The sequence below is a fragment of the Ancylobacter sp. genome (assembly GCF_965279025.1).
In the GTDB taxonomy this organism is placed as follows: domain Bacteria; phylum Pseudomonadota; class Alphaproteobacteria; order Rhizobiales; family Xanthobacteraceae; genus Ancylobacter.
On the sequence record NZ_OZ257132.1, the window covers coordinates 1,531,614 to 1,553,441 of the forward strand.

The window sequence follows — 21,828 nt, forward strand, 5'->3', positions numbered from 1 at the left end:
AGGCTGAGGGAACCCATGGCGGTCTGGACGGTCTTCGAGCCCGAGGAAGCAGGCGAACGGCGCACCACCCTGCACTGGGCGGATGGCTGCGTCTTCATACCCGAGCGCCTGTCGCGGAGCGCGCTCCTCCTCGCGCCGCTGGTACTGCTGCGCCACCGCCTGTGGCTGGCCTTCATCGTCTATGCGCTGGTGCAGGGCGCCCTGGTCGCCGCCATTATCGGCCTCGACCTGGACGGCGCGGCCTTTGCGCTGCTGCTGGTTTCCCATATCGCCGTTGCCGTGGACCTGCCGGGCCTGCGCCGTGCCAAGCTCGCCGGCAAGGGCTATGAGGAGGCAGGCTGCGTGGTGGCGCCGAAGCTGGAGGCCGCCGAACAGCGCTATTTCGATGCCCGGCTCGGCAATGTCATGGTCTCAAGCCCGCCGCCGCCTCCCAGCGCCCGCATCCATGCTGCGGCGCGTCCGGTCACGGCTGGCGTGCTGGGCCTATTCCCGGAGGCCGCCCGATGACACCCCCCGCGCCCGTCGCCCTGATCGATTACGGCTCCGGCAATCTTCATTCCGCCGGCAAGGCGCTGGAGCGCGCCGCGCGCGAGGGCGGCAGCGGCAAGAGCGTGCTGGTGACCGCCGATCCCGAGGTGGTGCGCCGGGCCGATCGCATCGTGCTGCCCGGCGTCGGCGCCTATGCCGATTGCCGGCGCGGGCTCGATGCGGTGCCTGGCATGGTGGAGGCGCTGACCGAGGCGGTCATGGAGCGCGGCCGGCCGTTCCTCGGCATCTGCGTCGGTCTCCAGCTCATGGCGACGCGCGGGCTGGAGCACGGCATCACGCAGGGGCTGGGCTGGATCGACGGCGACGTGGTCAAGATCGAGCCCGCCGACCCCGCCCTGAAGATTCCGCATATGGGTTGGAACTCGCTTGATGTGGCGCGCCCGCACCCGCTGCTGGCAGGCATCCCCACCGGAGAGGGCGGGCTCGACGCCTATTTCGTCCATTCCTACCACCTCCATGCCGCGCGTCCGGGCGACGTGATCGCGACGACCTCCTATGGCGGCGCCATCACCGCCATGGTCGGGCGCGACAATATCGCCGGAACGCAGTTTCATCCCGAGAAGAGCCAGCGCCTTGGCCTCGCTTTGCTCGCCAATTTCCTGAAATGGACGCCGTGATTCTTTTTCCCGCCATCGATCTCAAGGACGGCAAGTGCGTGCGCCTGCAGCAGGGCGACATGGCACGCGCCACCATCTTCAACCATGATCCCGCCCAGCAGGCGGCGCAGTTCGAGGCGCAGGGCTTCCGCTATCTGCACATCGTCGATCTCGACGGTGCCTTCGCCGGCCAGCCGGTGAACGCGGGCGCGGTGGAGCGCATTCTGGAAGCCGTCGGCATGCCGGTGCAGCTCGGCGGCGGCATACGCGATCTCGCCCGCGTGGAAGATTGGCTGGAAAAGGGCATCACCCGTGTCATCCTCGGCACGGCGGCGGTGCGCGACCCGGACTTTGTCAAAGAAGCGGCGCGCCGGTTTCCCGGCCGTGTCGCGGTGGGGCTGGACGCCAAGGACGGGCGCGTCGCCGTGGAAGGCTGGGCGGAGACGAGCGACCTGACGGCGCTGGAACTGGCGCAGCGCTTCGAGGATGCCGGCGTCGCCGCCATCATCTACACCGACATCGACCGTGACGGCCTGCTGAAGGGCCTCAATCTCGACGCCACCATCGCCTTGGCCGAGGCCATTTCCATCCCGGTCATCGCCTCGGGCGGGCTCGCCTCGCTCGACGACGTGAAGGCGCTGCTGGAACCGCGCGCGGCGAAGCTGGAAGGCGCCATCACCGGCCGGGCGCTTTATGACGGGCGGCTCGACCCGCGCGCCGCGCTGGCGCTGGTCGCCGGGCTGCCGGCATGAAGAACGCATCCGCTCGCGGGGATTCCATGCTCAAGGTGCGCGTCATTCCCTGCCTCGACGTGAAGGACGGCCGGGTGGTCAAGGGCGTCAAATTCGTTGATTTGCGCGACGCCGGCGATCCGGTGGAGGCGGCCAAGGCTTATGATGCGGCCGGGGCGGACGAACTCTGCTTCCTCGACATCACCGCCAGCGTCGAAGCCCGCAGCACCCTGATCGACGTGGTGAGCCGCACCGCCGAACAATGCTTCATGCCGCTCACCGTCGGCGGCGGCGTGCGTACGGTGGAAGACATCCGCGCGCTGCTCAATGCCGGCGCCGACAAGGTGTCGATCAACACGGCAGCGGTGAACCGGCGGGAATTCGTGCGCGAGGCGGCTACGAAGTTCGGCGAGCAGTGCATCGTCGTCGCCATCGATGCCAAGAAGGTGTCGGCGGAGGGCGAGCCCGACCGCTGGGAGATCTTCACCCATGGCGGGCGCAACCGCACCGGCCTCGACGCCATCGACTATGCACGGGAGGTCGTGGCGCTCGGCGCTGGCGAAATCCTGCTCACCTCCATGGACCGCGACGGCACCGGCGAGGGGTTCGACCTCGCCTTGACGCGCGCCATCTCCGATGCCGTGACCGTGCCGGTCATCGCCTCCGGAGGCGTCGGCACGCTCGATCATCTGGTGGACGGCATCCGCGAGGGCGGGGCCTCCGCAGTGCTGGCGGCCTCGATCTTCCATTTCGGCACCTTCACCATCGGTGCTGCCAAGGAGGCACTTGCCGAGGCCGGGCTTCCCGTCCGCATCGGCGGTGGCGATCTCGAAGGAGCCGGACAGTGACCGAGACAGCCGCCCGCGTCACGCTCGAGGAACTCGCCGCCATCGTCGCCCGCCGCGCCAATGGCGAGGGCGAGGCTTCCTATACGCGCGCCCTCATCGCCAAGGGCGTCGCCAAATGCGCCCAGAAGCTCGGGGAGGAAGCGGTCGAGACGGCGCTGGCGGCTGTCGGGTCCGATACCAAAGCCGTCGTTTCGGAAAGCGCCGATCTTCTCTACCATCTGGTCGTGCTGCTCCAGGCGCGCGGCGTGTCGCTGGAAGACGTGTATGCGGAACTGGGCCGCCGGACGAACCAGTCCGGCCTCGAGGAAAAGGCGTCCCGGCCCAAGGGCTGAGGCCATTTCGGCCGCAGCGGCGGAACTGCCGCTGCGCGGTATCACGCCTTGTCCTAAAGTGGTATACCGTCGACCAACGCTTGGCGCTTTGAATGTCCGGGCGAGCCGGGAAACGCTGCCATGGATGTGAAGCTCGACGGAGCGGGGCTCTCGCCCTTCCGCAATTTCAGCCGCGCCGAATGGGCGGCCTTGCGTGCCGATACGCCCCAGCCGCTGAAGGCGGACGAGATCCAGCGTCTGCAGGGTCTCAATGATCGGCTGTCGATCCCCGAGATCGAAGAAATCTATCTGCCGCTTTCGCGTCTTCTGTCGATCTATGTCGGCGCGACGCAGAAGCTGTTCCGGCAGATGCAGAAGTTTCTCGGCCCCGAGCAGAACGGCAAGATGCCCTACATCATCGGTGTGGCCGGCTCGGTGGCGGTGGGAAAGTCCACCACCGCGCGCGTGCTGCAGGCGCTGCTGGCGCGCTGGCCGAACACGCCGAAGGTCGCGCTTATCACCACGGACGGCTTTCTCCTGCCCAACGCCATTCTGGAGCAGGAAGGGCTGATGGGCCGCAAGGGCTTTCCCGAAAGCTACGACCTGCCGGCGCTGCTGCATTTCCTCACCGACATCAAGGCCGGGCGGCGGCCGGTGCGGGCGCCGGTGTACAGCCATTTCGCCTATGACGTGACGCCGAACGCCACCATCGAGGTCGACCAGCCCGACATCCTCATCGTCGAAGGGCTCAACGTGCTGCAGACCAGCCGCCCGCCAAAGGACGGCAAGGGCATTCCGTTCGTCTCCGACTTCTTCGACTTCAAGGTGTATATCGACGCCGACGAGACGATCCTTGAGCGCTGGTATGTCGAGCGCTTCATGCGGCTGCGCGAAACCGCGTTCCGCGACCCGAAGGCCTATTTCCACCGCTATTCCAGCTTCACCGATGCCGAGGCCGATGCCACCGCGCGCGCCATCTGGCGCTCCATCAACCTGGTGAATCTGCGCGAGAATGTCCTGCCCACCCGCCAGCGCGCCGATCTCATCCTGCGCAAGGGCGGCGACCACGAGGTCGAACTGGTCTCGCTGAGGAAGCTCTGACGGTGGCGCCGGTCGAGATCGTGCCCGGCTGCCTCTACTGGCCCGGCTGGCTGGACCGGGCGGGCCAGGAAGCGCTGGCCGCCGAGCTGCGCACCATCCTCGCCAAGGCGCCGCTGTTCGTGCCGCGCATGCCGCGCACCGGCAAGCCGTTTTCGGTGCGCATTTCGAGCTGCGGCCCGCTGGGCTGGGTGTCGGACATTGCGGGCTATCGCTACCAGGCCACCCATCCGGAAACCGGAGAGGCGTGGCCGCCATTGCCGCCGCTGCTGACCCGCGCCTGGGCGGAACTGGCGGGTTCGCCGCTGGAGCCGGAGGCGTGCCTGATCAACTGGTACGCGCCCGACGCCCGGATGGGATTGCATCAGGACCGCGACGAGGACGAGTTCTCCGCGCCGGTTCTCTCGCTCTCCCTGGGCGATACGGCCGTCTTCCGCATCGGTGGCACGGCCCGCAAGGACCCCACCCGCTCCATCCGTCTGGCCTCGGGCGATGCGCTGCTGCTGTCGGGCCCGGCGCGGCTGGCCTTTCACGGCGTCGATCGCATCGTGCCCGAGACCTCGACCCTGCTGAAGCAGCCCGGCCGCATCAATCTGACGTTACGGCGGGTACGTCGGGCCGAGCTGGGCGAAATTCGGCCTTGATGAACACGCAGAAAGGGCGAAGTTACGGTTTCCGTAAGCCCGAAGGATTGCGAATGCGCCTTTTTGCCCGCCTTGCTGCCTCTCTTGCCGCCGCTGCCCTTTCCCTGACAGTGCTCGGCCTGCCCGCCTCGGCCCAGACGGTCTTCGCCAATGACGGCACGATCGGCATGGTTCCGCCCGAGGGCATGGTGGCCGTTCCCGGCGTGCCTGGCTTCCAGGATCGCGCCGCGAGTGCGTCCATTCTCATCCTGGAAATGCCCAAGCTCGCCTTTAGCGAGATCACCGGAAATTTCGCACCGGATGAACTCAAGAAGCAGGGCGTGACCGTCGAGGAGAAGCGCGACGTCACGCTCGCCGACGGCGTTCCTGCGGTGCTGCTGAAGGGCTACCAGACGGTCGGCGCCGATGCGCTGAAGAAATGGATCCTCATCGCCGGCGGCAAGGACCAGACCGGCATGGTGACGGTGCAGTTCCCCGAAGCCTCCACTGGCCGCTACCCGGACGCGAAGGTCGAGGATGCCCTGAAGACCGTGGTCTTCCGTGCCCCGCCGAGCACCGAGGAGATGCTCGCCAAGCTGCCGTTCACCCTGGGCGATCTGGCCGGCTATAAGGTGATGAAGGTCGTGGGCACCAGCGCCGTTCTGCTCACCAAGAACGAGGCTGGCGGGGCGGAGCCGCAGAGTCAGTCCTTCTTCATCGTCGCCGCCGGCCCGGGAGAAATCCGCGAGGATGATCGCGAGGGCGTGGCCAAACGGGCGATCTCCAGCGTTCCGGGCGTCAAGGAACTGCGCATCGAGCGCGGCGGCCCGCTGCGCATCGGCGGCCAGCCCGGCTTCGAGCTGATCGGCAATGCGGCCGACCAGCAGACCGGCAAGCCGGTGAAGGTGGCGCAGTGGCTCAGCTTCGGCCGGAACGGCTATCTGCGCATGGTCGGCGTGGCGCCTACCGAGAACTTCGACAGTGATTACGGCGCCATGCGCGGCGTGCGCGACGGCGTGTCGATGCGCTGACAAAAAAGGGCCCCACCGGGGCCCTTTCTACATCTGCCGGTCAAGCAGGGGCTCAGGCTTCCGAGCCCGGCGTTTCGGCCGGCGCAACCTTCGGGCCGCCCTTGGAGACGCCGACCAGCGCAGGACGCAGCACCCGATCGCCCAGCTTGTAGCCGGGCTGGATCACCTGCACGACGGTGCCGGTGGGAACCTCCGCATTGGGCACCTCGAACATCGCCTGATGCATGTTCGGGTCGAACTTGGCGCCCTCCGCCTCGATCCGCGCGACGCCATGCTTGGTCAAGGTGTGGGTGAGGGCGCGGCTGGTCAGGTCGATGCCGTCGAGCAGCGTCTTGAGCGTGCCCTCGGCCTTTTCGCGGGCGTCCGCGTCGATCGCGCCCAGCGCCCGCTCGAAGTCGTCCGCCACGGTGACGATGTCGCGGGCAAAGCCGGTGATGCCGTAGACCTTGGCGTCCGCCACCTCGCGCTCGGCACGGCGGCGCACATTGTCGGCCTCGGCGAAGGCGCGCAGGAACTTGTCCTTCAGGGCAACGATCTCAGCCTCCAGACGCTCCTTTTCGGCCGCGAACTGGGCGGCGAGGTCGTCCGGCGCGGCCGCAGCGCCGTGCTCGGCGTCGACAGTCTGATCGGCCATTTCGGGCTGATCAGCCGGAGTGCGGTTCTCGTCGCTCATGAATACCTCGTCGAAGAATGAACAGGTCCGGCGGCAAGCCGCGCGGACGCCCGCCATATCGGGTTGGACAGCGCAAAAATCAAGCCGCGTCAATCCCCGGCCCGGCAAGGACACGGCTCACCACGCGGGCGGTGAAGTCGACCATCGGCACGATGCGGGCGTAGTTCAGGCGCGTCGGGCCGATGACGCCGAGAACGCCCACCACCCGTCCCTGCCCGTCGCGATAGGGTGCCACGATGGTGGAGGAGCCCGAGAGCGAGAACAGCTTGTTCTCCGAGCCGATGAAGATGCGCAGTCCCTGCGCGTCCTCGGCCCGGCCGAGCAGATCGACCACTTCCTGCTTGGCTTCTAGGTCGTCGAACAGCAGGCGCACCCGCTCCAGATCCTCGATGGCGCGGAGATCGTGCAGCAGCCGCGTCTGCCCGCGCACGATCAGCCGCCGGTCGGCCTTCTCGCCGCCGGACCAGCTGGCCATGCCGCTCTCGACCACCCGGGCGGTAACCTCGTCGAGCTCGGCGCGGCGGGCGGCCAGCGTGCGCTCCACTTCGGTGCGCAGCTCGGCCAGCGTGCGCCCGCGGGTCAGCGACGAGAGGAAGTTGGTCGCCTCCACCAGCGCCGAGGACGGCAGGCCCTTGGGCAGCGGCACGAGGCGGTTCTCGACCTCGCCATCGTCGGAAACGAGGATCAGCAGCGCGCGGGTGGCGTCGAGCGGCACGAATTCGATGTGCTTGAGCCGCACATCGGTTTTGCCGGTGGTCACGACGCCGGCGCCGCGCGACAGGCCGGAGAGCAGATTGGAAGCCTCCGCCAGCACCCCGTCCACCGTCTGCGCGCGGGCGGCGGCGCGCACCTGCGTCTCGATCGAGTTGCGCTCGTCCTCCGACACGTCGCCGATTTCCAGCAGCGCATCAACGAAGAAGCGGAGCCCGCGCTCGGTCGGCAGCCGCCCGGCGCTGGTGTGCGGGGCGAAGATGAGCCCTGCCGCCTCGAGGTCCGCCATCACGTTGCGCACCGAGGCCGGCGACAGCGTCATCGGGATGAGGCGGGAGATGTTGCGCGAGCCGGCAGGCTCGCCCGTCGCCAGATAGGTCTCGACGATCTGCCGGAAGATCTCGCGCGAGCGCTCGTCGAGCCGGGCGAGCGAGGGGGCATTGGCGGACAGAAAGGGATCGAGGGGCATGGACACTCCGAGCCGCTGCCCCGGAAGCGGGAGCACGGCTCCCTACTATCTGTTCTCTCTGCCCGCCTGTTCAAGCCGCAATGATGCCGGAGCGGCCTTAAGCACGGAGCCGACACGAAAACGCCGCCGCTCCCGGTGGGGAACGGCGGCGTTTGGCACCTTCCGCCGCCTGAGCGGCGCGGCAATCAGAACTTGTAGCTGACGCCGGCGCGGACCACGTCGAGCGTGTTGTCGAAACGGGCCCGTTCATTTTGGATGTTGGTGTGGGTCTCGTCGCCGAGATCGATGTGCAGGTACTCGACGCGCAGCAGCCACGCATCCGTGAGGGCGTATTCCACGCCGCCGCCGACCACCCAGCCGACATTGGTGCTGGAGCCGGAGACCGACGAGTTCCTGTCGAGAAGCCCGTCATCGGTATCGCCATAGCCGACCTTCACCTTGCCGAAGGCCACGCCGCCCGTGACATAGGGCAGGAACCGGTCGATGGCGTAACCGAGGCGGCCGCGCACGGTGCCGTACCAGTCGACCTTGGCGGAGAAGATGTCGTCCGAATCGTCGATGCCGGTCTTGGTCTTGTCGATATCGAGATAGGCGAGATCCGCCTCGACGCCGAGCACGACATTATTGTCGAACTGGTAGTTGAAGCCGATCTGGCCGCCGACCGTGAAGCCGTTCTGCTTGTTCTTGGCATGCAGGCCCTCGTCGAGGACGGCATTGTAGGAGTTGTCCTGGACCTCGGTCTCCGACCACGCCCAGCCGGCATTGGCGCCGATGTAGAAGCCGGTCCAGCTGAACACCGGCACCACCGCCACCGGGGCCTTGGTGGGGTAGGACATGTCGGCAGCAAAAGCGCCGGTGCCAGCAAGAAGAGCGGCGGCAAACGCGGCGGAGCCGAAAAGACGAGACATGGGATGAACTCCGGACAGACGCGCTGTGTGAATCTCTTCTCGGTATTTCAAAGAGACAGGGGTGCGGATAGTGCTGGAAAGCAACACGTCGGCTTCATGTGACGCCAAACCCGGCGTTCCATTCCCCGGTTACCGCCCCTTGCCGGGAATGGTGGGACGCACGTAAAAGGGCAGCGAACAAAAAGGAGAAAAGTCCATGCGCCCTTCCCGCCGCCAGCCCGACGAGATGCGAGCCGTGAGCTTCGAGCGCGGCGTGCTGCGCCATGCCGAAGGTTCCTGCCTGGTGAAATTCGGCGAAACTCATGTGCTGGTGGCCGCCACATTGGAAGAGCGCCTGCCGCCCTGGCTCAAGGGACAGGGCCGCGGCTGGGTGACGGCCGAATATGGCATGCTGCCGCGCGCCACCCACGACCGTACGCGCCGCGAAGCCTCAGCCGGCAAGCAGTCCGGCCGCACGCAGGAAATCCAGCGCCTCATCGGCCGCTCGCTGCGCGCCGTGGTCGATCTCGAAAAGCTCGGCGAGCGCCAGATCACCATCGATTGCGACGTGATCCAGGCCGATGGAGGCACCCGCACCGCTTCCGTCACCGGGGCGTGGATCGCGCTGCATGATTGCCTGAGCTGGATGAAGTCGCGCGGCATGCTGCCGACCATCCCGCTGCGCGACCATCTCGCCGCCGTCTCCTGCGGCATCGTTGACGGCGAGCCGCGCCTCGACCTCGACTATGCCGAGGATTCGGACGCCCATACCGACGTCAATTTCGTCATGACCGGCTCGGGCGGCTTCGTCGAGATCCAGGGCACTGCCGAGAAGACGCCGTTCTCGCAGGCCGAGTTCGACGCCATGCTCGGCCTTGCCCGCAAGGGCGTCGGCAAGCTGGTCGACCTGCAGAAGCTGGCCGTGGCATGAGTGCAGAGCACCACCGCCGGCTGGAAGGCCGCGTCATCATCGCCACCCACAATCCCGGCAAGCTGGAGGAGATGGCCGGCCTGCTGGCGCCGTACGGTATTGACGTGGTCTCGGCCGGCGAACTCGGCCTGCCGGAACCGGAGGAGACCGGCCTCACCTTTACCGAGAACGCCCGCATCAAGGCGATCGCCGCCGCCGATGCTGCCGGGCTGCCGGCCTTTGCCGACGATTCCGGCCTGTGCGTCGATGCGCTGGGCGGTGCGCCGGGGCTCTATACGGCCCGTTGGGCCGGGCCGGAAAAGGACTTCATGGCGGCGATGACCCGCGTCGAGGAGGAGCTTCGCGAGGCCAATGCCGAGCTGCCCGACCTGCGCCGCGCCCATTTTATCTCGGCTCTGTGCCTTGCCTGGCCGGATGGCCATGTCGAGGATTTCGAGGGCGTGGTGAACGGCACGCTGGTGTGGCCGCCGCGCGGCCCGGCCGGCTTCGGCTATGATCCCATGTTCCAGCCGGACGGCCAGCCGGAAGACAACCTGCGTACTTTCGGCGAGATGACCGGCGCCGAGAAGCACGGCCTGCCGCCGCTCGGCCGGGGCCTGTCGCATCGCGCCCGGGCCTTCATGTCGCTGGCGCAGGCCTGCCTCGGGGCGAGCTTTGACTGAGCGCGCCCCGGCGCCGCCCCCGGTCGATCCCGGATTCGGCGTCTATGTGCACTGGCCATTCTGCAAGGCCAAATGCCCCTATTGCGACTTCAACTCGCATGTCCGCCACGCCCCGCCCGACCAGGCGCGCTTCGTCGCCGCCTTCAAGGCCGAGATCGCCCATACGCGGATCCGCATCGGCCAGCGCCGCACCCATAGCGTGTTCTTCGGCGGCGGCACGCCCTCGCTGATGGAGCCGGGCACGGTGGGGGCGATCCTCGACGCCATCGACGCGGCCTGGCCGCTCGACGCCGGGGCCGAGGTGACGCTGGAGGCCAACCCTACCAGCGTGGAGGCGGGCCGCTTCCGCGGCTATCGCGCGGCCGGCGTCAACCGCGTCTCGCTGGGTGTTCAGGCTTTGGACGACGCCTCGCTCCGGGCCCTGGGGCGCATGCACACGGCGCAGGAGGCGCTGGGCGCGGTGGCGGTGGCGCGCGCGGCCTTCGAGCGCGTGTCCTTCGATCTTATCTATGCCCGGCCCGGCCAGAAGCCGGAGGACTGGGCACGGGAACTCGGCCGCGCCATCGACGAAGGCTGCGAGCATCTCTCGCTCTACCAGCTCACCATCGAGGACGGCACGCCCTTCGCCGCGCTGCACCGCGCCGGCAAGCTCATCGTGCCGGAGGACGACGTCTCCCGCGCCCTGTGGGACGTGACGCAGGAGACCACCCGGGCCGCCGGCCTTCCCGGCTATGAGGTTTCCAACCACGCCCGTCCCGGCGCCGAGAGCCGGCACAACCTGCTCTATTGGCGCTACGGCGAATATGCCGGCATCGGACCCGGCGCGCATGGGCGGCTCGACACGCCGGAGGGGCGCGTCGCCACCTCCACCGAGCGCGGGCCGGAAGACTGGGTGGGGCGCGTCGAAGCGGCCGGCCATGGCGTCACCGTCGACGAGGCGCTCAGCCGCACCGAACAGGCCGACGAATATCTGCTGATGGGGCTGCGGCTGCTGGAGGGCATCGACACCGGCCGCTTTGCCCGGCTGGCGGGGCGCCCCTTCGACCCGGCGCGGGTGGCGGCGCTGCTGCAAGACGGCATGATCGAGCAGCTGCCGGATGAGCGCCTGCGCGCCACCGCCCTCGGCCTGCCGGTGCTCGACGCCATCGTCGCCGACCTGGCGGCGTGAGTGCTCCTATCAGCCCTGCGCGAAGCTGCGGGGGGCGGGGCTGACGATTTGCGTGGTGCCGCTGGAAATCTGCATCACCGCCAGCCCGCGCTGGTTGGTGCCATCGGCGCGGAAGCGGAAGATGCCGTCGACGCCGGCGAAGCCCGAGGGGTTCTGGATCGCCGCATCGGTGATGCCGGTCTCGCCATAGCCGTTCACCAGCGCCGCCATTAGCGACACCGCGTCATGCGACAGCGTGGTGGTGCGCACCGGCTCGCGGCCGAAGCGCGCCCGGTAGCGTGCGGCGAAGGCGCGGAAGCCGGCGGGATCGGGCGCGGCGAAGATGCCGCCATTCACTGCCGGGTTGGCGAACAGCTTCGCATCGTCCCACAGGCCGGTGCCGATGAGCTGCTTGCCGCCGAGGCTGACGCCGGCCGCCGCCATGGCCTGCAGGATCTGCGGCACGGTGTCGGCGGCATCGGGCAGGAACACCGCATCGGCCTGCGCTACCGAGGCGGCGAGACGGCGCGCGGCTTCCGCGTACTGGCCGGCGCCATAGCGCTCCAGCCCGACGACGCGCCCGCCGACGGCCGGCACGGTCTCGCGGAAGGCGGCCTCGACCACCGAGCCATAGGCGTTGTCCGGCACCAGCCCGGCGAAGGAGCGCCGTCCATTGGCGGCGGCATAGCGGATCGCCCGCTCGACATCGGTCTGCGGCAGGAAGCTGAGAAGATAGACGCCCTGCGTCGCCACATTGGTGTCGGTGGAGAAGCCGACCAGCGGCACGCCGCGCTGCCGCGCCACCTGGCCGGCGGCGCCGACGGAATGGGCGAAGAGCGGGCCGATGATCGCCCGGGCGCCCTCGTCCAGGGCCTGCTGGGCCGCCGCCTGGGCGCCCGGCCCGGTGCCGCCGTCGTCCTTGACGATCAGCCGGATGCGGGCGCCGGCAAATTCCGACAGCGCCATCTCCGCCGCATTGCGCAGCGAGAGGGCCACTGCGCCGGCATTGCCGCTGGCGCCGAGCGGCAGGATGAGGGCGATGGGCGTGCCGCTGCCGAGGCCGGCATTGGGGTCTGGCGGCAGGGCCGGCGCGGGGAGCGCCGCCTGGGGCGCCCCGACCTCCGGCCCGGAGGAACAGGCGGCCAAGGTCGCCGCCCCGGCCAGCATGAGGAAGCCGCGCCGGCTGGTCCGGGCGAGGCGTCTGCGGATGGCGGCCGTGTCCTTCGCGTTCATGCGGTGCGTTCGGCTCGGCTGTGCGCCCGCCCCACTGGCCGACGTCTCCACACCTTTTTAGGACGGGGCAGAACGCCCTGTCACCTTGCGGCCGCCCGCACGGGCCGTGTGGGGCAACATATCCACGCGTTCGGGCGCGTTTTCCGGCGGAGCGCGCCTTTCGGGCATCGGCCACGTGAGGCATGACGCCAAGGCCGGCGCTCTCTACAATAGCCCGATCATGATGCCTTCACCCGACACAGCTTCTCCCGAGCCCAGTCCTGCCCGCAGCTTCCGCATCGGTGCGCACAGCCTTCCCGCCGGGCGCCCGCAGCCGGGGCTGTACATCGTCGCCACGCCGATCGGCAATCTCGGCGACGTCACGCTGCGCGCCCTGGAGACCTTGGCCGGCGCCGACCTGATCGCCTGCGAGGACACCCGCATCACCCGGCGCCTGCTGGAGCGTTACGGTATCGAAACGAAGCTCGTGGCCTATCATGACCACAATGCCGAACAGGCGCGGCCTCGTCTGCTGGCGCGTCTGGCGGAAGGCGGCGTGGTGGCGCAAGTCTCCGATGCCGGCACGCCGCTGGTTTCCGATCCCGGCTACAAGCTGGTGGCGGCGGCGATCGAGGCGGGGCACCGGGTGATTCCGCTGCCGGGCGCCTCGGCCAGCCTGGCGGCGCTGGTGGCGGCCGGGCTGCCGACCGACCGCTTCTTCTTCGAGGGCTTCCTGCCGGCCAAGAGCGGCGCCCGCCGCACCCGCATCAGCGAGCTGAAGACCCTGCCGGCGACGCTCATCCTCTATGAGAGCGGCCCGCGCCTGCCGGAGAGCCTCGCCGATCTCGCCGAGGGCCTTGGGCCGCGTCCGGCGGCGGTGTGCCGGGAACTCACCAAGACCTTCGAGGAGGCGCGGCGCGACACGCTGGACGAACTCGCCGCCTTCTATGCGCAGGCCGGTCCGCCCCGGGGTGAAATCGTGCTGGTGATCGGCCCGCCGGGCGCGCAGGAATCCAGCGAGGCCGATCTCGACGCCGCGCTGAAGACCGCGCTGGCCAGCCTCTCGGTCAAGGATGCGGCGGCGGCGGTGGCCACCGCGACCGGGCTTCCCCGCCGCGCCGTCTATGCCCGCGCGCTCGCCCTGCAGGGCGGCGATGGCTGACGAGGCGTCGCCGGGTGCACTGAAGGAGCGCGCCCGGGCGCGCCGCCAAGCCGCCTTCACCCGTGGGATGGCGGCGGAAGCCGCCGCTGCGGCGCTGTTCGAGGCCGAGGGTTTTGCCATCCTGCACCGGCGGGTGCGCACGCCGCGCGGCGAAATCGACCTGGTGGCAAGGCGCGCCGACCTGCTGGTGTTCATTGAGGTGAAGGCGCGCGCCTCGCTGCGTTCCGCAGCCGAATCCATCCTGGCGCGGCAGCGCCGGCGCATTGTCGGCGCGGCGGAAATCTTCCTGTCGCGCCACCCCGAGCTTGCCGGGCTCGACATGCGGCTTGATGTCGTGCTGGTCGCTCCCGGCGCGCGACCGCTGCACCTGCCCGGCGCCTTCGAAGCTGAATGACGCGGCGCCCGTGGCGCGGCACGGCGCAAGCGATTAAAAGGGGTGAACGCCAAGCGACCTCGTGTCTGGCTGGCTCCCACCTGTCGCAGACGGAATCCCCATGAGCCTTAACGTCGCCGTCCAGATGGACCCGATCGACCGCATCAATATTGCGGGCGATTCCGCCTTCGCCCTCATGCTGGAAGCGCAGGCGCGCGGCCACGCGCTTTCCTACTACACCACCGACCGCCTCGCGATGCGCGACGGCGAGGTGTTCGCCACCGTGCAGCCGCTGGAGGTGCGCGACGTGAAGGGCGACCACTTCGCGCTCGGCGACGCGCACCGGGTGCGGCTCGACACGTTCGACGTGATCCTGATGCGGCAGGATCCGCCCTTCGACCTGAACTACATCACGGCGACGCATCTTCTGGAGCGCATCCATCCCCGGACATTGGTGGTGAACGACCCCGCCCATGTGCGCAACGCGCCGGAGAAAATCTTCGTCACCGAATTTCCCGATCTGATGCCGCCGACGCTGATCACCCGCGATCTCGAGGAGATCAAGGCGTTCCGCGAGGAGTTCGGCGACATCGTCATGAAGCCGCTCTACGGCCATGGCGGCGCCTCGGTGTTTCGCCTCACCCGCGACGATCTGAATTTCGGCTCGCTCTACGATTTGTTCGCCGCCACCTTCCGCGAGCCCTGGGTCATTCAGCGCTTCATTCCCGAGGTGAGACATGGCGACAAGCGCATCATTCTGGTGGATGGCGTCTTCGCCGGTGCGGTGAACCGCGTGCCGAGCGAAGGTGATCTGCGTTCCAACATGGTGCGTGGCGGCGCGGCGGCGGAAACCGACCTGACGCAGCGCGAGCGCGAAATCTGCGAGCGGTTGGGGCCGGCGCTGCGTGCGCGGGGGCTTCTGCTCACCGGCATTGACGTGATTGACGGCAACCTCACCGAGATCAACGTCACCGCGCCAACGGGCATCCGCGCCATCAAGCGGATCGGCGGGCCCGATATCGCGGTGACGGTGTGGGACATGATCGAGGCGAAGCGAGCCTGAACCGCCGCGCAGCCTGCGCTAGCGGGTTTGTTTCGGCTCCAAAACGAAAAACGGCACCGCTTCTTTCTCGCGGTGCCGTTCGTCGTTCCGGGGAAATGGCTTAGTGGACGCTGAGCGTCACCAGCTCGTTCTGCATGGCATTGGCGATCGCCGCCTCGCGGCTGTCGGTCAGCATGATCGGCGTGCCGTCGGCGGCGTGAAGAGTGAACAGCGTCAAGCCAGGAGAGAGATGGGCCTGCGGGAACATCTCGGCCGCGTCTTCGGAGCGGATGGTGCGCAGATACGCAATATGCCCGCCACCCAGATTGGCGAAGTCCTCCGCCGTCAGGGCGCCGGCCAGTGCCGAACCGGCCGAGGCGGCGTCGATGTGAAATTCGTTGGTCATGGTCCGCAACTCCTCAACGTGCTGTCGAGAACGGCTTCGGGCTCCGTCACTCGTCCGTCGCTATGGTGATACGCCGGACGATGCGTTCCGGTTCCGGCCGAACCAGGTCAACCCAGAGGAGTCCGTTCTTCAGCTCGGCGCCGGTGACGCGCATGCCCTCGGCCAGCACGAAGATGCGCTGGAACTGGCGCGCGGCGATGCCACGGTGAAGGAAGACCCGCTCCGGATCCTCGGCCTGGCGGCCGCGGATGACCAACTCCTTCTCTTCCACGGTCACCTCCAGCTGCTCGCGGGTAAAGCCCGCGACGGCCAGGGTGATGCGGAGCCTTTCCGGCTGGTCCGGCGCTGCCACCCGCTCCACATTATAGGGCGGATAGCCGTCCGAACCTTTCATGACGCGGTCGAGCGCCCGCTCGACCTCGTCAAAGCCGAGCAGGAAGGGGCTCGACAGCGAGGGAATACGCGACATGCTCCCAAAGTCCTCTTGAAGCGACTTTGTGTGATGGGACCCCGTCAAGGCATCCCGTTGCGGACGATATGGGAGACCGGTTCGCTCCGCGCAAGACGCGGTTGCCGGGAGGCGCAACGCGGCGCGGGCGGTCGACGCCGCACCGTTGCCGATAGCCGGATTGCGAGAGGGGCCTGCGATCAGGCGGCGTGGCGTTCGCCGTTCACGCCGAAATGGTCGAGATAACGCGGGCTGATCTTCTCGACCGGCAGCACGATCAGCACATCGGTGGTGCCGAACTGGCGATCGACCACGGCGCCGCGGCCGATCTGCGCGCCGAGGCGCAGATAGCCCTTGATAAGCGGGGGCAGTGCCGCGAGCGCGGCCTTCGCGTCCAGCGCCTCCACCGACACGAGGTCCATCGAGGCGGCGCTGTGCGGCAGCGCCTCCGCCGCCCATTCCGGATCCGTCGGGGCGAAATGGTGGAGAAAGGCCAGCGGGCGGGCAAGGGCCTGCGGATCGACGCCCTCCAGGCTGGCGCAGCCGAACATCACGTCGATGCCGTGCCGGCGCACATAGGCCCAGATGCCGTGCCAGAGCAGCTCCACCGTGCGCTTGTTGCGGTAGGAGGCGAGCACGCAGGACCGTCCGAGCTCCAGGAAGCGCCGGTGGGGATGGCGTGCGAGCAGCGGGGCGATGTCGAACTCGCCGGCGGTGTAGAAGCCGCCGTGGCGGTTGGCGATGTCCTGCCGCAGCAGTCGGTAGGTGCCGACGACGCGGGGCACCCGGCGGCCGCGCACGGTGCGGCAGGACTCGTGGTCAAGAACCAGCAGATGGTCGCAAATGCCGTCAAAGGCATCGACATCGCGCCGCGCCAGCCGCATGGCGGCGGCGGGCGTGGCCGACATTTCCTCGTAGAACACTTCGTAGCGCAGGCGCTGGGCGCGGCGCACATCCGCCGCCGTCACCGCCAGCCGTACTTCCAGCGCGCCGATCCGTCCCAGCGCCGCGGGCCCCGGCTCGCTTCGGCTGCCGCGGTGGCGCACGCCTGAATAGGAGCGCAGCGCCGGAAGCAGGCGCGACGGGGCGAAGGCGGCGGGAACCAGCCGCAGCGGTGCGGCGCCGGGGGCCTTCTCCGGGCGCTTGCCGGTCGCGGCAGGGGAGAGAGAGCCCTTGGGGGTGAAAAAACTGCGCAACGCCATCAGGCTGGGCGCGGCGAGCGAGGCGGTCAGGGTGGCGACCCGCGAGGCCGGCGGCGTCTCGACCGTCCTATCGACGAGCATCTGCGTCATGACCGACCCCCCACGCTGCGTTCACTATAGCGCTTTGTGACAGGAATCACATTTCTCGGACGCCCATGTGACAGCGCACACCGCGCGGCATGGCCGGGCGGGATTGCACGGGCGATGGCCACGCCGGCGGGCGGAGCGCGAACTGGCATCACAATGATTCCGAGAGCCGGATCGCGCGCTAAGCGGGCATCCGTCACCCATGCGAGGTGCTTGATTTCCCAGCGCGGAATGGCGCGGTTACGCGGTTGGCGCAAGCATTCTGCCCAGGCGGGACCGAACCCGGCTGAGAGCGGGATCGCACGCGCGTTCGCTGCAAGGGAAGGTCCGCATCGAAGGCCGGTTTGAGGAAATGTGCGAGCGAGCGGGATGGCAAGCGCGCGCTTGAGGGGAGCCGGCGGCGCCGTCCCGTCCGGTATCACCCGTCGCGACCAGGATAGCACGCTTACGCGTTTGCGGGAGCTCACGCAGCACGTAGATAGGCCGGGCCTTGCCCGAGCGGGATCGCACGCGCGCTCGCTGCAAGGGAAGGCCCGCAACGAAGGCCGGTTTGAGGCGATGTGCGAGCGAGCGGGATCGCACGCGCCCGCCAAGCGGGAGAAGCAGTGGGGCAAACACGCCGCCGGCCGTCTGCGAGCGGGATCGCCCGCGCGTTCGCTGCAAGGGAAGGTCCGGCTTCCGCGTCATGTCCCGCGTGCCAGGCGGCGGGTTCGCCGGTGCCGGGGTGAGATGCCGCCGTTGCTGGTGGCAGCGTAGCGCGCGGGCCCGCCCGGCGCCGCGCTCCGCCGTTCGCTCCGCCTTCTCAGGCCGCGGCGGCATTGCGGTCGGCGGCGGCGCGATAGGCGAGGGCTTCGGCGAGGTGCGGACGGCCGACCGATTCGGCGCCCGCCAGATCGGCCAGCGTCCGTGCCACGCGCAGCACCCGGTGATAGCCTCGGGCGGAGAGCCGCATGAGCCGCGCCGCGTCCGTGAGCAGCGCCGTGCCGGCGGCATCGGGCGTGGCGATGTCCTCCAATACGGGGCCGCTCGCTTCCGCATTGGTGAACAGATCGGGCCGGCCAAGGGCCAGGAACCGCTCGCGCTGCGCCCGACGCGCCTGCGCAACGCGGGCGGCGACCGCGGCGCTGGGCTCGGACGGGCCGGTGCGGACAAGGTCGATCGCCGCCACCGCCGGCACGTCCAGATGCAAATCCACCCGGTCGAGAAAGGGTCCGGACAGCCGTGCCTGATATTCGCCGGCGCAGCGCGGGCCGCGCCGGCAGGTCTGGCCGGGTTCACCGGCCCGGCCGCAACGGCAGGGGTTCATCGCGGCGATGAGCTGGAAGCGCGCGGGATAGGAGATGCGGTGATTGGCACGGGCGATCACCGCTTCGCCGGTCTCCAGCGGCTGGCGCAGTGAATCCAGCACGGCCGGGGCGAATTCCGGCAGTTCGTCGAGGAACAGCACGCCATTATGCGCCAGCGACACCTCGCCCGGCCGCGCCCGCATGCCGCCGCCGACCATGGCCGCCATGCTGGCGGAGTGGTGCGGGGCGCGGAAGGGCCGCCGGCTGGTGAGCGCGCCGCCCTGCAGATTGCCGGCGACCGAGGCGATCATCGAGACTTCGAGCAGCTCGGACGGGACGAGCGGCGGCAGGATCGAGGGCAGGCGCTGCGCCAGCATGGACTTGCCGGCGCCCGGCGGGCCGCTGAGCAGCAGGTTGTGGCGTCCGGCGGCGGCGATCTCCAGCGCCCGGCGGGCCGTCTCCTGGCCCTTCACCTCGGACAGGTCCGGCAGATTCGCCGCGCCGCCTTCCAGTCGGGGCTCGGGACGGGGGAGGAGTTGGCGGCCGGCGAAATGATTGACGAGTTGGACCAGCGAGAGCGGCGCCAGCACCGGCATGTCCGGGCTGGCCCAGGCGGCCTCCGGCCCGCAGGCCTCCGGGCAGATAAGGCCATGGCCGCGCGCATTGGCACCGATGGCGGCCGGCAGCACCCCGGCGACGGCGGCGATACGTCCATCGAGTGCCAGTTCGCCGACCACGGTAAAGCCGTCCAGCGCTTCGGGGGCGATGGCGCCGATCGCCGCCATCAGTCCCAGTGCGATGGGCAGGTCATAATGGCTGCCTTCCTTCGGCAGATCGGCCGGGGCGAGGTTGACCGTGATGCGCCGGGCCGGCAGCGCGAGGCCCGAGGCGGTGAGCGCGGCGCGCACCCGCTCCTTCGCCTCGGTGACCGCCTTGTCGGCAAGACCCACCAGATTGAATGCCGGCAGCCCCGGGCTCACCTGGACTTGAACGTCGACCGGGCGCGTTTCGACGCCTTCGAACGCCACTGTCGCCACGCGCTGGACCATCCCCGCCCCTCCGCCGATGTCTCTCAGGCTGCGCCCAGCCCGAGGCATCGGTGGCAGGATAAGGCATCACGCGTCCCGGTCAAGAACATTACATGAACAAAACGCCAGAGAGGTTGACCAAAGGTAAACGCCACCCCAGCTACACTGTTGATAGAAAAATTCTATCAAGGCACGGAACACCTGAATTGATTTCGGTTTCGCCGCGTACCATCCTTACCTTTGGAAAATTCTAAAAGAAGGCTACGGGAGAAATGCCGCATTACGAACCCTGGAGCGAAGAGCGCGCTCGCGCGGTGGTGGATGAGTTCGCTCATCTCGAAGGCCCGCTGATGCCGATGCTCCATGCGGTGCAGGAGACGTTCGGGCACGTGCCCGACGCCGTCGTGCCGATGCTGGCCGAGAAGCTCAACGTCTCGCGCGCCGAAGTCCATGGCGTCGTGACCTTCTATCATGATTTCCGCCACGAGCCGGCGGGCCGCCACGTGCTGAAGCTGTGCCGGGCCGAGGCCTGCCAGGCCGCGGGCGGCGACGCGCTGACCGACCATGCCGAGCACAAGCTTGGCTGCAAGCTCGGCGAGACCACGGCGGACGGCCGGGTCACGGTCGAGCCCATCTATTGCCTAGGCCTGTGCGCCACGGCGCCGGCGGCGATGCTGGATGGCCGGATCGTCGCGCGGCTCAATGAGCGTCGGCTCGACGCTCTGATCGCGGAGGCGCAGTCGTGACCATTCGCATCTACGTTCCCAAGGACGCCTGCGCTATCGCCTGCGGCGCCGACGAGGTCGCCGAGGCGATCGCCGCCGCCGCGCTGGCCGCCCGGCAGCCGGTCGAGATCGTGCGCAACGGCTCGCGGGGCATGCTGTGGCTCGAGCCGCTGGTCGAGGTCGTCACCGACGAAGGCCGTATCGCCTATGGTCCGGTCGAGGCCGGCGACGTCGACGGGCTGTTCGCGGCCGGTTTCCTCACCGGCGGCGCCCATGCGCTGCGCATCGGCAAGCCGGAGGAACACCCCTTCCTCGCCAAGCAGACGCGCCTCACCTTCGCGCGCTGCGGCATCATCGATCCCGCTTCCTATACCGATTACCGCGCCCATGGCGGCTATCGCGGGCTGGAGCGCGCGCTGACGCTCGGCCCGGCGGATATCATCGAGGAAGTGAAGAAGTCCGGCCTGCGCGGCCGTGGCGGCGCCGGCTTCCCGACCGCCATCAAGTGGAAGACGGTGGCGGATGCCAAGGGCGACCGCAAATACATCGTCTGCAACGCCGACGAAGGCGACAGCGGCACCTTCGCCGACCGCATGATCATGGAAGGCGACCCCTTCGAGCTGATCGAGGGCATGACCATCGCCGGCATCGCGGTGGGCGCCACCAAGGGCTATGTCTACACCCGCTCGGAATATCCGCACGCCATCTGGGCGATGGAGAAGGCGATCGAGGTGGCGCGGGCCAATGGCATGCTGGGCACCCATATCGCCGGCTCGCCCTACAGCTTCGACATGGAAGTGCGCATGGGCGCCGGCGCCTATGTGTGCGGCGAGGAAACCGCCCTGCTCGACAGCCTGGAAGGCAAGCGCGGCACGGTGCGCGCCAAGCCGCCGCTGCCGGCGCATAAGGGCCTGTTCCAGAAGCCGACCGTCATCAACAACGTGCTCTCGCTCACCGCCGTGCCGCATATCCTGGCCGATGGCGGCGAGTTCTACGCCAATTTCGGCATGGGCCGCTCGCGCGGCACGATGCCGATCCAGATCGCCGGCAATGTGAAGTTCGGCGGCCTGTTCGAGACCGCCTTCGGCATCACGCTGGGCGAACTGATCAACGATATCGGCGGCGGCACCGCCACCGGCAAGCCGGTGAAGGCCGCGCAGGTCGGCGGCCCGCTCGGCGCCTATGTGCCGACCTGGCAGTTCGACCTGCCCTTCGACTACGAGGCCTTCGCCGCGAAGGACGCGCTGATCGGCCATGGTGGAATCGTGGTGTTCGACGAGGATTCCGACCTCGCCAAGATGGCGCGTTTCGCCATGGAGTTCTGCTCCGTGGAAAGTTGCGGCAAGTGCACGCCCTGCCGCATCGGCTCGACGCGCGGCGTCGAACTGATGGACAAGATCATTGCCGGCGATCGTGTCGAGGCCAACCTCGTGACGCTCACCGATCTCTGCCAGACGATGAAGCTCGGATCCCTTTGCGCCCTTGGCGGGTTTACCCCCTATCCGGTGCTGAGTGCGCTGAACCATTTCCCCGAGGATTTCGGCGCGCCCCCGCGCGTCGTCCTCGAAGCCGCCGAATGAGGAGGACGCA

General features: G+C 68.7%; 24 protein-coding genes. 16 read left to right on the forward strand and 8 right to left on the reverse strand.

Annotated elements, in window-relative coordinates; translation table 11 throughout:
- Positions 1 to 15: 15 nt before the first annotated feature.
- The 8 genes from ACQY76_RS07090 to ACQY76_RS07125 all read left to right on the forward strand — a co-directional run bounded on the left by ACQY76_RS07090 (position 16) and on the right by ACQY76_RS07125 (position 5,787).
- A complete protein-coding gene (locus ACQY76_RS07090; RefSeq protein ID WP_428032183.1) occupies positions 16 to 507 on the forward strand; it encodes a DUF2628 domain-containing protein in 492 nt (163 codons plus the stop codon).
- Positions 504 to 1,166 (forward strand): imidazole glycerol phosphate synthase subunit HisH, encoded by a 663-nt coding sequence (hisH, locus tag ACQY76_RS07095; protein ID WP_428032184.1) that lies wholly within the window; start codon positions 504 to 506, stop codon positions 1,164 to 1,166. Before ACQY76_RS07090 ends, hisH begins: the two co-directional genes overlap by 4 nt.
- A complete protein-coding gene (hisA, locus tag ACQY76_RS07100) occupies positions 1,163 to 1,897 on the forward strand; it encodes a 1-(5-phosphoribosyl)-5-[(5-phosphoribosylamino)methylideneamino]imidazole-4-carboxamide isomerase (RefSeq protein WP_428032185.1) in 735 nt (244 codons plus the stop codon). The genes hisH and hisA overlap by 4 nt, the downstream gene beginning before the upstream one ends.
- Before the next feature lie 26 nt (positions 1,898 to 1,923).
- Positions 1,924 to 2,724, forward strand: coding sequence for an imidazole glycerol phosphate synthase subunit HisF (hisF, locus tag ACQY76_RS07105; protein ID WP_428032956.1), 801 nt, complete (start codon positions 1,924 to 1,926; stop codon positions 2,722 to 2,724).
- Positions 2,721 to 3,056 carry a phosphoribosyl-ATP diphosphatase gene (locus ACQY76_RS07110; RefSeq protein WP_428032186.1) on the forward strand — a complete coding sequence of 112 codons (336 nt, stop codon included), beginning with the start codon at positions 2,721 to 2,723 and terminating at the stop codon, positions 3,054 to 3,056. Before hisF ends, ACQY76_RS07110 begins: the two co-directional genes overlap by 4 nt.
- 120 nt (positions 3,057 to 3,176) lie before the next feature.
- The gene (gene coaA / locus ACQY76_RS07115; RefSeq protein ID WP_428032187.1) at positions 3,177 to 4,136 is read left to right on the forward strand and encodes a type I pantothenate kinase; all 960 of its coding nucleotides are present in this window, start codon (positions 3,177 to 3,179) and stop codon (positions 4,134 to 4,136) included.
- A 2-nt stretch (positions 4,137 to 4,138) separates the two neighbouring features.
- Positions 4,139 to 4,777, forward strand: coding sequence for an alpha-ketoglutarate-dependent dioxygenase AlkB family protein (locus ACQY76_RS07120; RefSeq protein ID WP_428032188.1), 639 nt, complete (start codon positions 4,139 to 4,141; stop codon positions 4,775 to 4,777).
- A 53-nt stretch (positions 4,778 to 4,830) separates the two neighbouring features.
- Complete coding sequence (locus tag ACQY76_RS07125) at positions 4,831 to 5,787, forward strand: hypothetical protein (protein WP_428032189.1); 957 nt, start codon at positions 4,831 to 4,833, stop codon at positions 5,785 to 5,787.
- Between the two features lie 52 nt (positions 5,788 to 5,839).
- On the opposite strand, the gene grpE is transcribed toward ACQY76_RS07125, so the two are convergent.
- The 3 genes from grpE to ACQY76_RS07140 all read right to left on the reverse strand — a co-directional run bounded on the left by grpE (position 5,840) and on the right by ACQY76_RS07140 (position 8,548).
- Positions 5,840 to 6,460, reverse strand: a complete 621-nt coding sequence (gene grpE / locus ACQY76_RS07130; RefSeq protein WP_428032190.1) for a nucleotide exchange factor GrpE — start codon at positions 6,458 to 6,460, stop codon at positions 5,840 to 5,842.
- Positions 6,461 to 6,539: 79 nt separating this feature from the next.
- On the reverse strand, positions 6,540 to 7,640 hold the full coding sequence (gene hrcA, locus ACQY76_RS07135; protein WP_428032191.1) for a heat-inducible transcriptional repressor HrcA: 1,101 nt from the start codon (positions 7,638 to 7,640) through the stop codon (positions 6,540 to 6,542).
- 185 nt (positions 7,641 to 7,825) lie between these two features.
- Complete coding sequence (locus ACQY76_RS07140; protein WP_428032192.1) at positions 7,826 to 8,548, reverse strand: outer membrane protein; 723 nt, start codon at positions 8,546 to 8,548, stop codon at positions 7,826 to 7,828.
- A gap of 196 nt (positions 8,549 to 8,744) precedes the next feature.
- Here ACQY76_RS07140 and rph point away from each other — a divergent pair, with 196 nt between their 5' ends.
- Genes rph through hemW form a run of 3 tightly spaced genes read left to right on the forward strand, consistent with a single transcriptional unit; the run spans position 8,745 to position 11,288 of the window.
- Positions 8,745 to 9,458 (forward strand): ribonuclease PH, encoded by a 714-nt coding sequence (gene rph / locus ACQY76_RS07145; protein WP_428032193.1) that lies wholly within the window; start codon positions 8,745 to 8,747, stop codon positions 9,456 to 9,458.
- Entirely contained in the window at positions 9,455 to 10,120 is a 666-nt protein-coding gene (gene rdgB, locus ACQY76_RS07150) for an RdgB/HAM1 family non-canonical purine NTP pyrophosphatase (RefSeq protein ID WP_428032194.1), read from the forward strand. Before rph ends, rdgB begins: the two co-directional genes overlap by 4 nt.
- Positions 10,113 to 11,288: a radical SAM family heme chaperone HemW gene (gene hemW, locus ACQY76_RS07155; RefSeq protein WP_428032195.1), complete on the forward strand. Its 1,176-nt coding sequence runs from the start codon at positions 10,113 to 10,115 to the stop codon at positions 11,286 to 11,288. Before rdgB ends, hemW begins: the two co-directional genes overlap by 8 nt.
- A gap of 9 nt (positions 11,289 to 11,297) precedes the next feature.
- Here hemW and ACQY76_RS07160 read toward each other — a convergent pair whose 3' ends face one another.
- Entirely contained in the window at positions 11,298 to 12,500 is a 1,203-nt protein-coding gene (locus tag ACQY76_RS07160) for a penicillin-binding protein activator (RefSeq protein ID WP_428032196.1), read from the reverse strand.
- A gap of 223 nt (positions 12,501 to 12,723) precedes the next feature.
- Here ACQY76_RS07160 and rsmI point away from each other — a divergent pair, with 223 nt between their 5' ends.
- The 3 genes from rsmI (at position 12,724) to gshB (ending at position 15,077) form a co-directional block, all read left to right on the forward strand.
- Complete coding sequence (gene rsmI, locus ACQY76_RS07165) at positions 12,724 to 13,641, forward strand: 16S rRNA (cytidine(1402)-2'-O)-methyltransferase (protein ID WP_428032957.1); 918 nt, start codon at positions 12,724 to 12,726, stop codon at positions 13,639 to 13,641.
- Positions 13,634 to 14,035, forward strand: coding sequence for a YraN family protein (locus ACQY76_RS07170; RefSeq protein WP_428032197.1), 402 nt, complete (start codon positions 13,634 to 13,636; stop codon positions 14,033 to 14,035). The genes rsmI and ACQY76_RS07170 overlap by 8 nt, the downstream gene beginning before the upstream one ends.
- A 100-nt stretch (positions 14,036 to 14,135) precedes the next feature.
- Entirely contained in the window at positions 14,136 to 15,077 is a 942-nt protein-coding gene (gene gshB / locus ACQY76_RS07175) for a glutathione synthase (protein ID WP_428032198.1), read from the forward strand.
- 100 nt (positions 15,078 to 15,177) lie between these two features.
- Here gshB and ACQY76_RS07180 read toward each other — a convergent pair whose 3' ends face one another.
- From ACQY76_RS07180 to ACQY76_RS07195, 4 genes are all read right to left on the reverse strand, one after another.
- A complete protein-coding gene (locus ACQY76_RS07180; RefSeq protein ID WP_428032199.1) occupies positions 15,178 to 15,462 on the reverse strand; it encodes a DUF1150 family protein in 285 nt (94 codons plus the stop codon).
- 46 nt (positions 15,463 to 15,508) lie between these two features.
- A complete protein-coding gene (locus tag ACQY76_RS07185) occupies positions 15,509 to 15,931 on the reverse strand; it encodes an Hsp20 family protein (protein ID WP_428032200.1) in 423 nt (140 codons plus the stop codon).
- Positions 15,932 to 16,110: 179 nt separating this feature from the next.
- Positions 16,111 to 17,202 (reverse strand): GNAT family N-acetyltransferase, encoded by a 1,092-nt coding sequence (locus ACQY76_RS07190; protein WP_428032201.1) that lies wholly within the window; start codon positions 17,200 to 17,202, stop codon positions 16,111 to 16,113.
- A gap of 799 nt (positions 17,203 to 18,001) precedes the next feature.
- On the reverse strand, positions 18,002 to 19,534 hold the full coding sequence (locus ACQY76_RS07195) for a YifB family Mg chelatase-like AAA ATPase (protein WP_428032202.1): 1,533 nt from the start codon (positions 19,532 to 19,534) through the stop codon (positions 18,002 to 18,004).
- A 251-nt stretch (positions 19,535 to 19,785) separates the two neighbouring features.
- On the opposite strand from ACQY76_RS07195, the gene ACQY76_RS07200 reads away from it, so the two are divergent.
- Together ACQY76_RS07200 and ACQY76_RS07205 are read left to right on the forward strand one after the other, a co-directional pair.
- Entirely contained in the window at positions 19,786 to 20,259 is a 474-nt protein-coding gene (locus ACQY76_RS07200) for a formate dehydrogenase subunit gamma (RefSeq protein WP_428032203.1), read from the forward strand.
- Positions 20,256 to 21,818: a formate dehydrogenase beta subunit gene (locus tag ACQY76_RS07205; protein WP_428032204.1), complete on the forward strand. Its 1,563-nt coding sequence runs from the start codon at positions 20,256 to 20,258 to the stop codon at positions 21,816 to 21,818. Before ACQY76_RS07200 ends, ACQY76_RS07205 begins: the two co-directional genes overlap by 4 nt.
- The last annotated feature ends 10 nt before the right edge of the window (positions 21,819 to 21,828 follow it).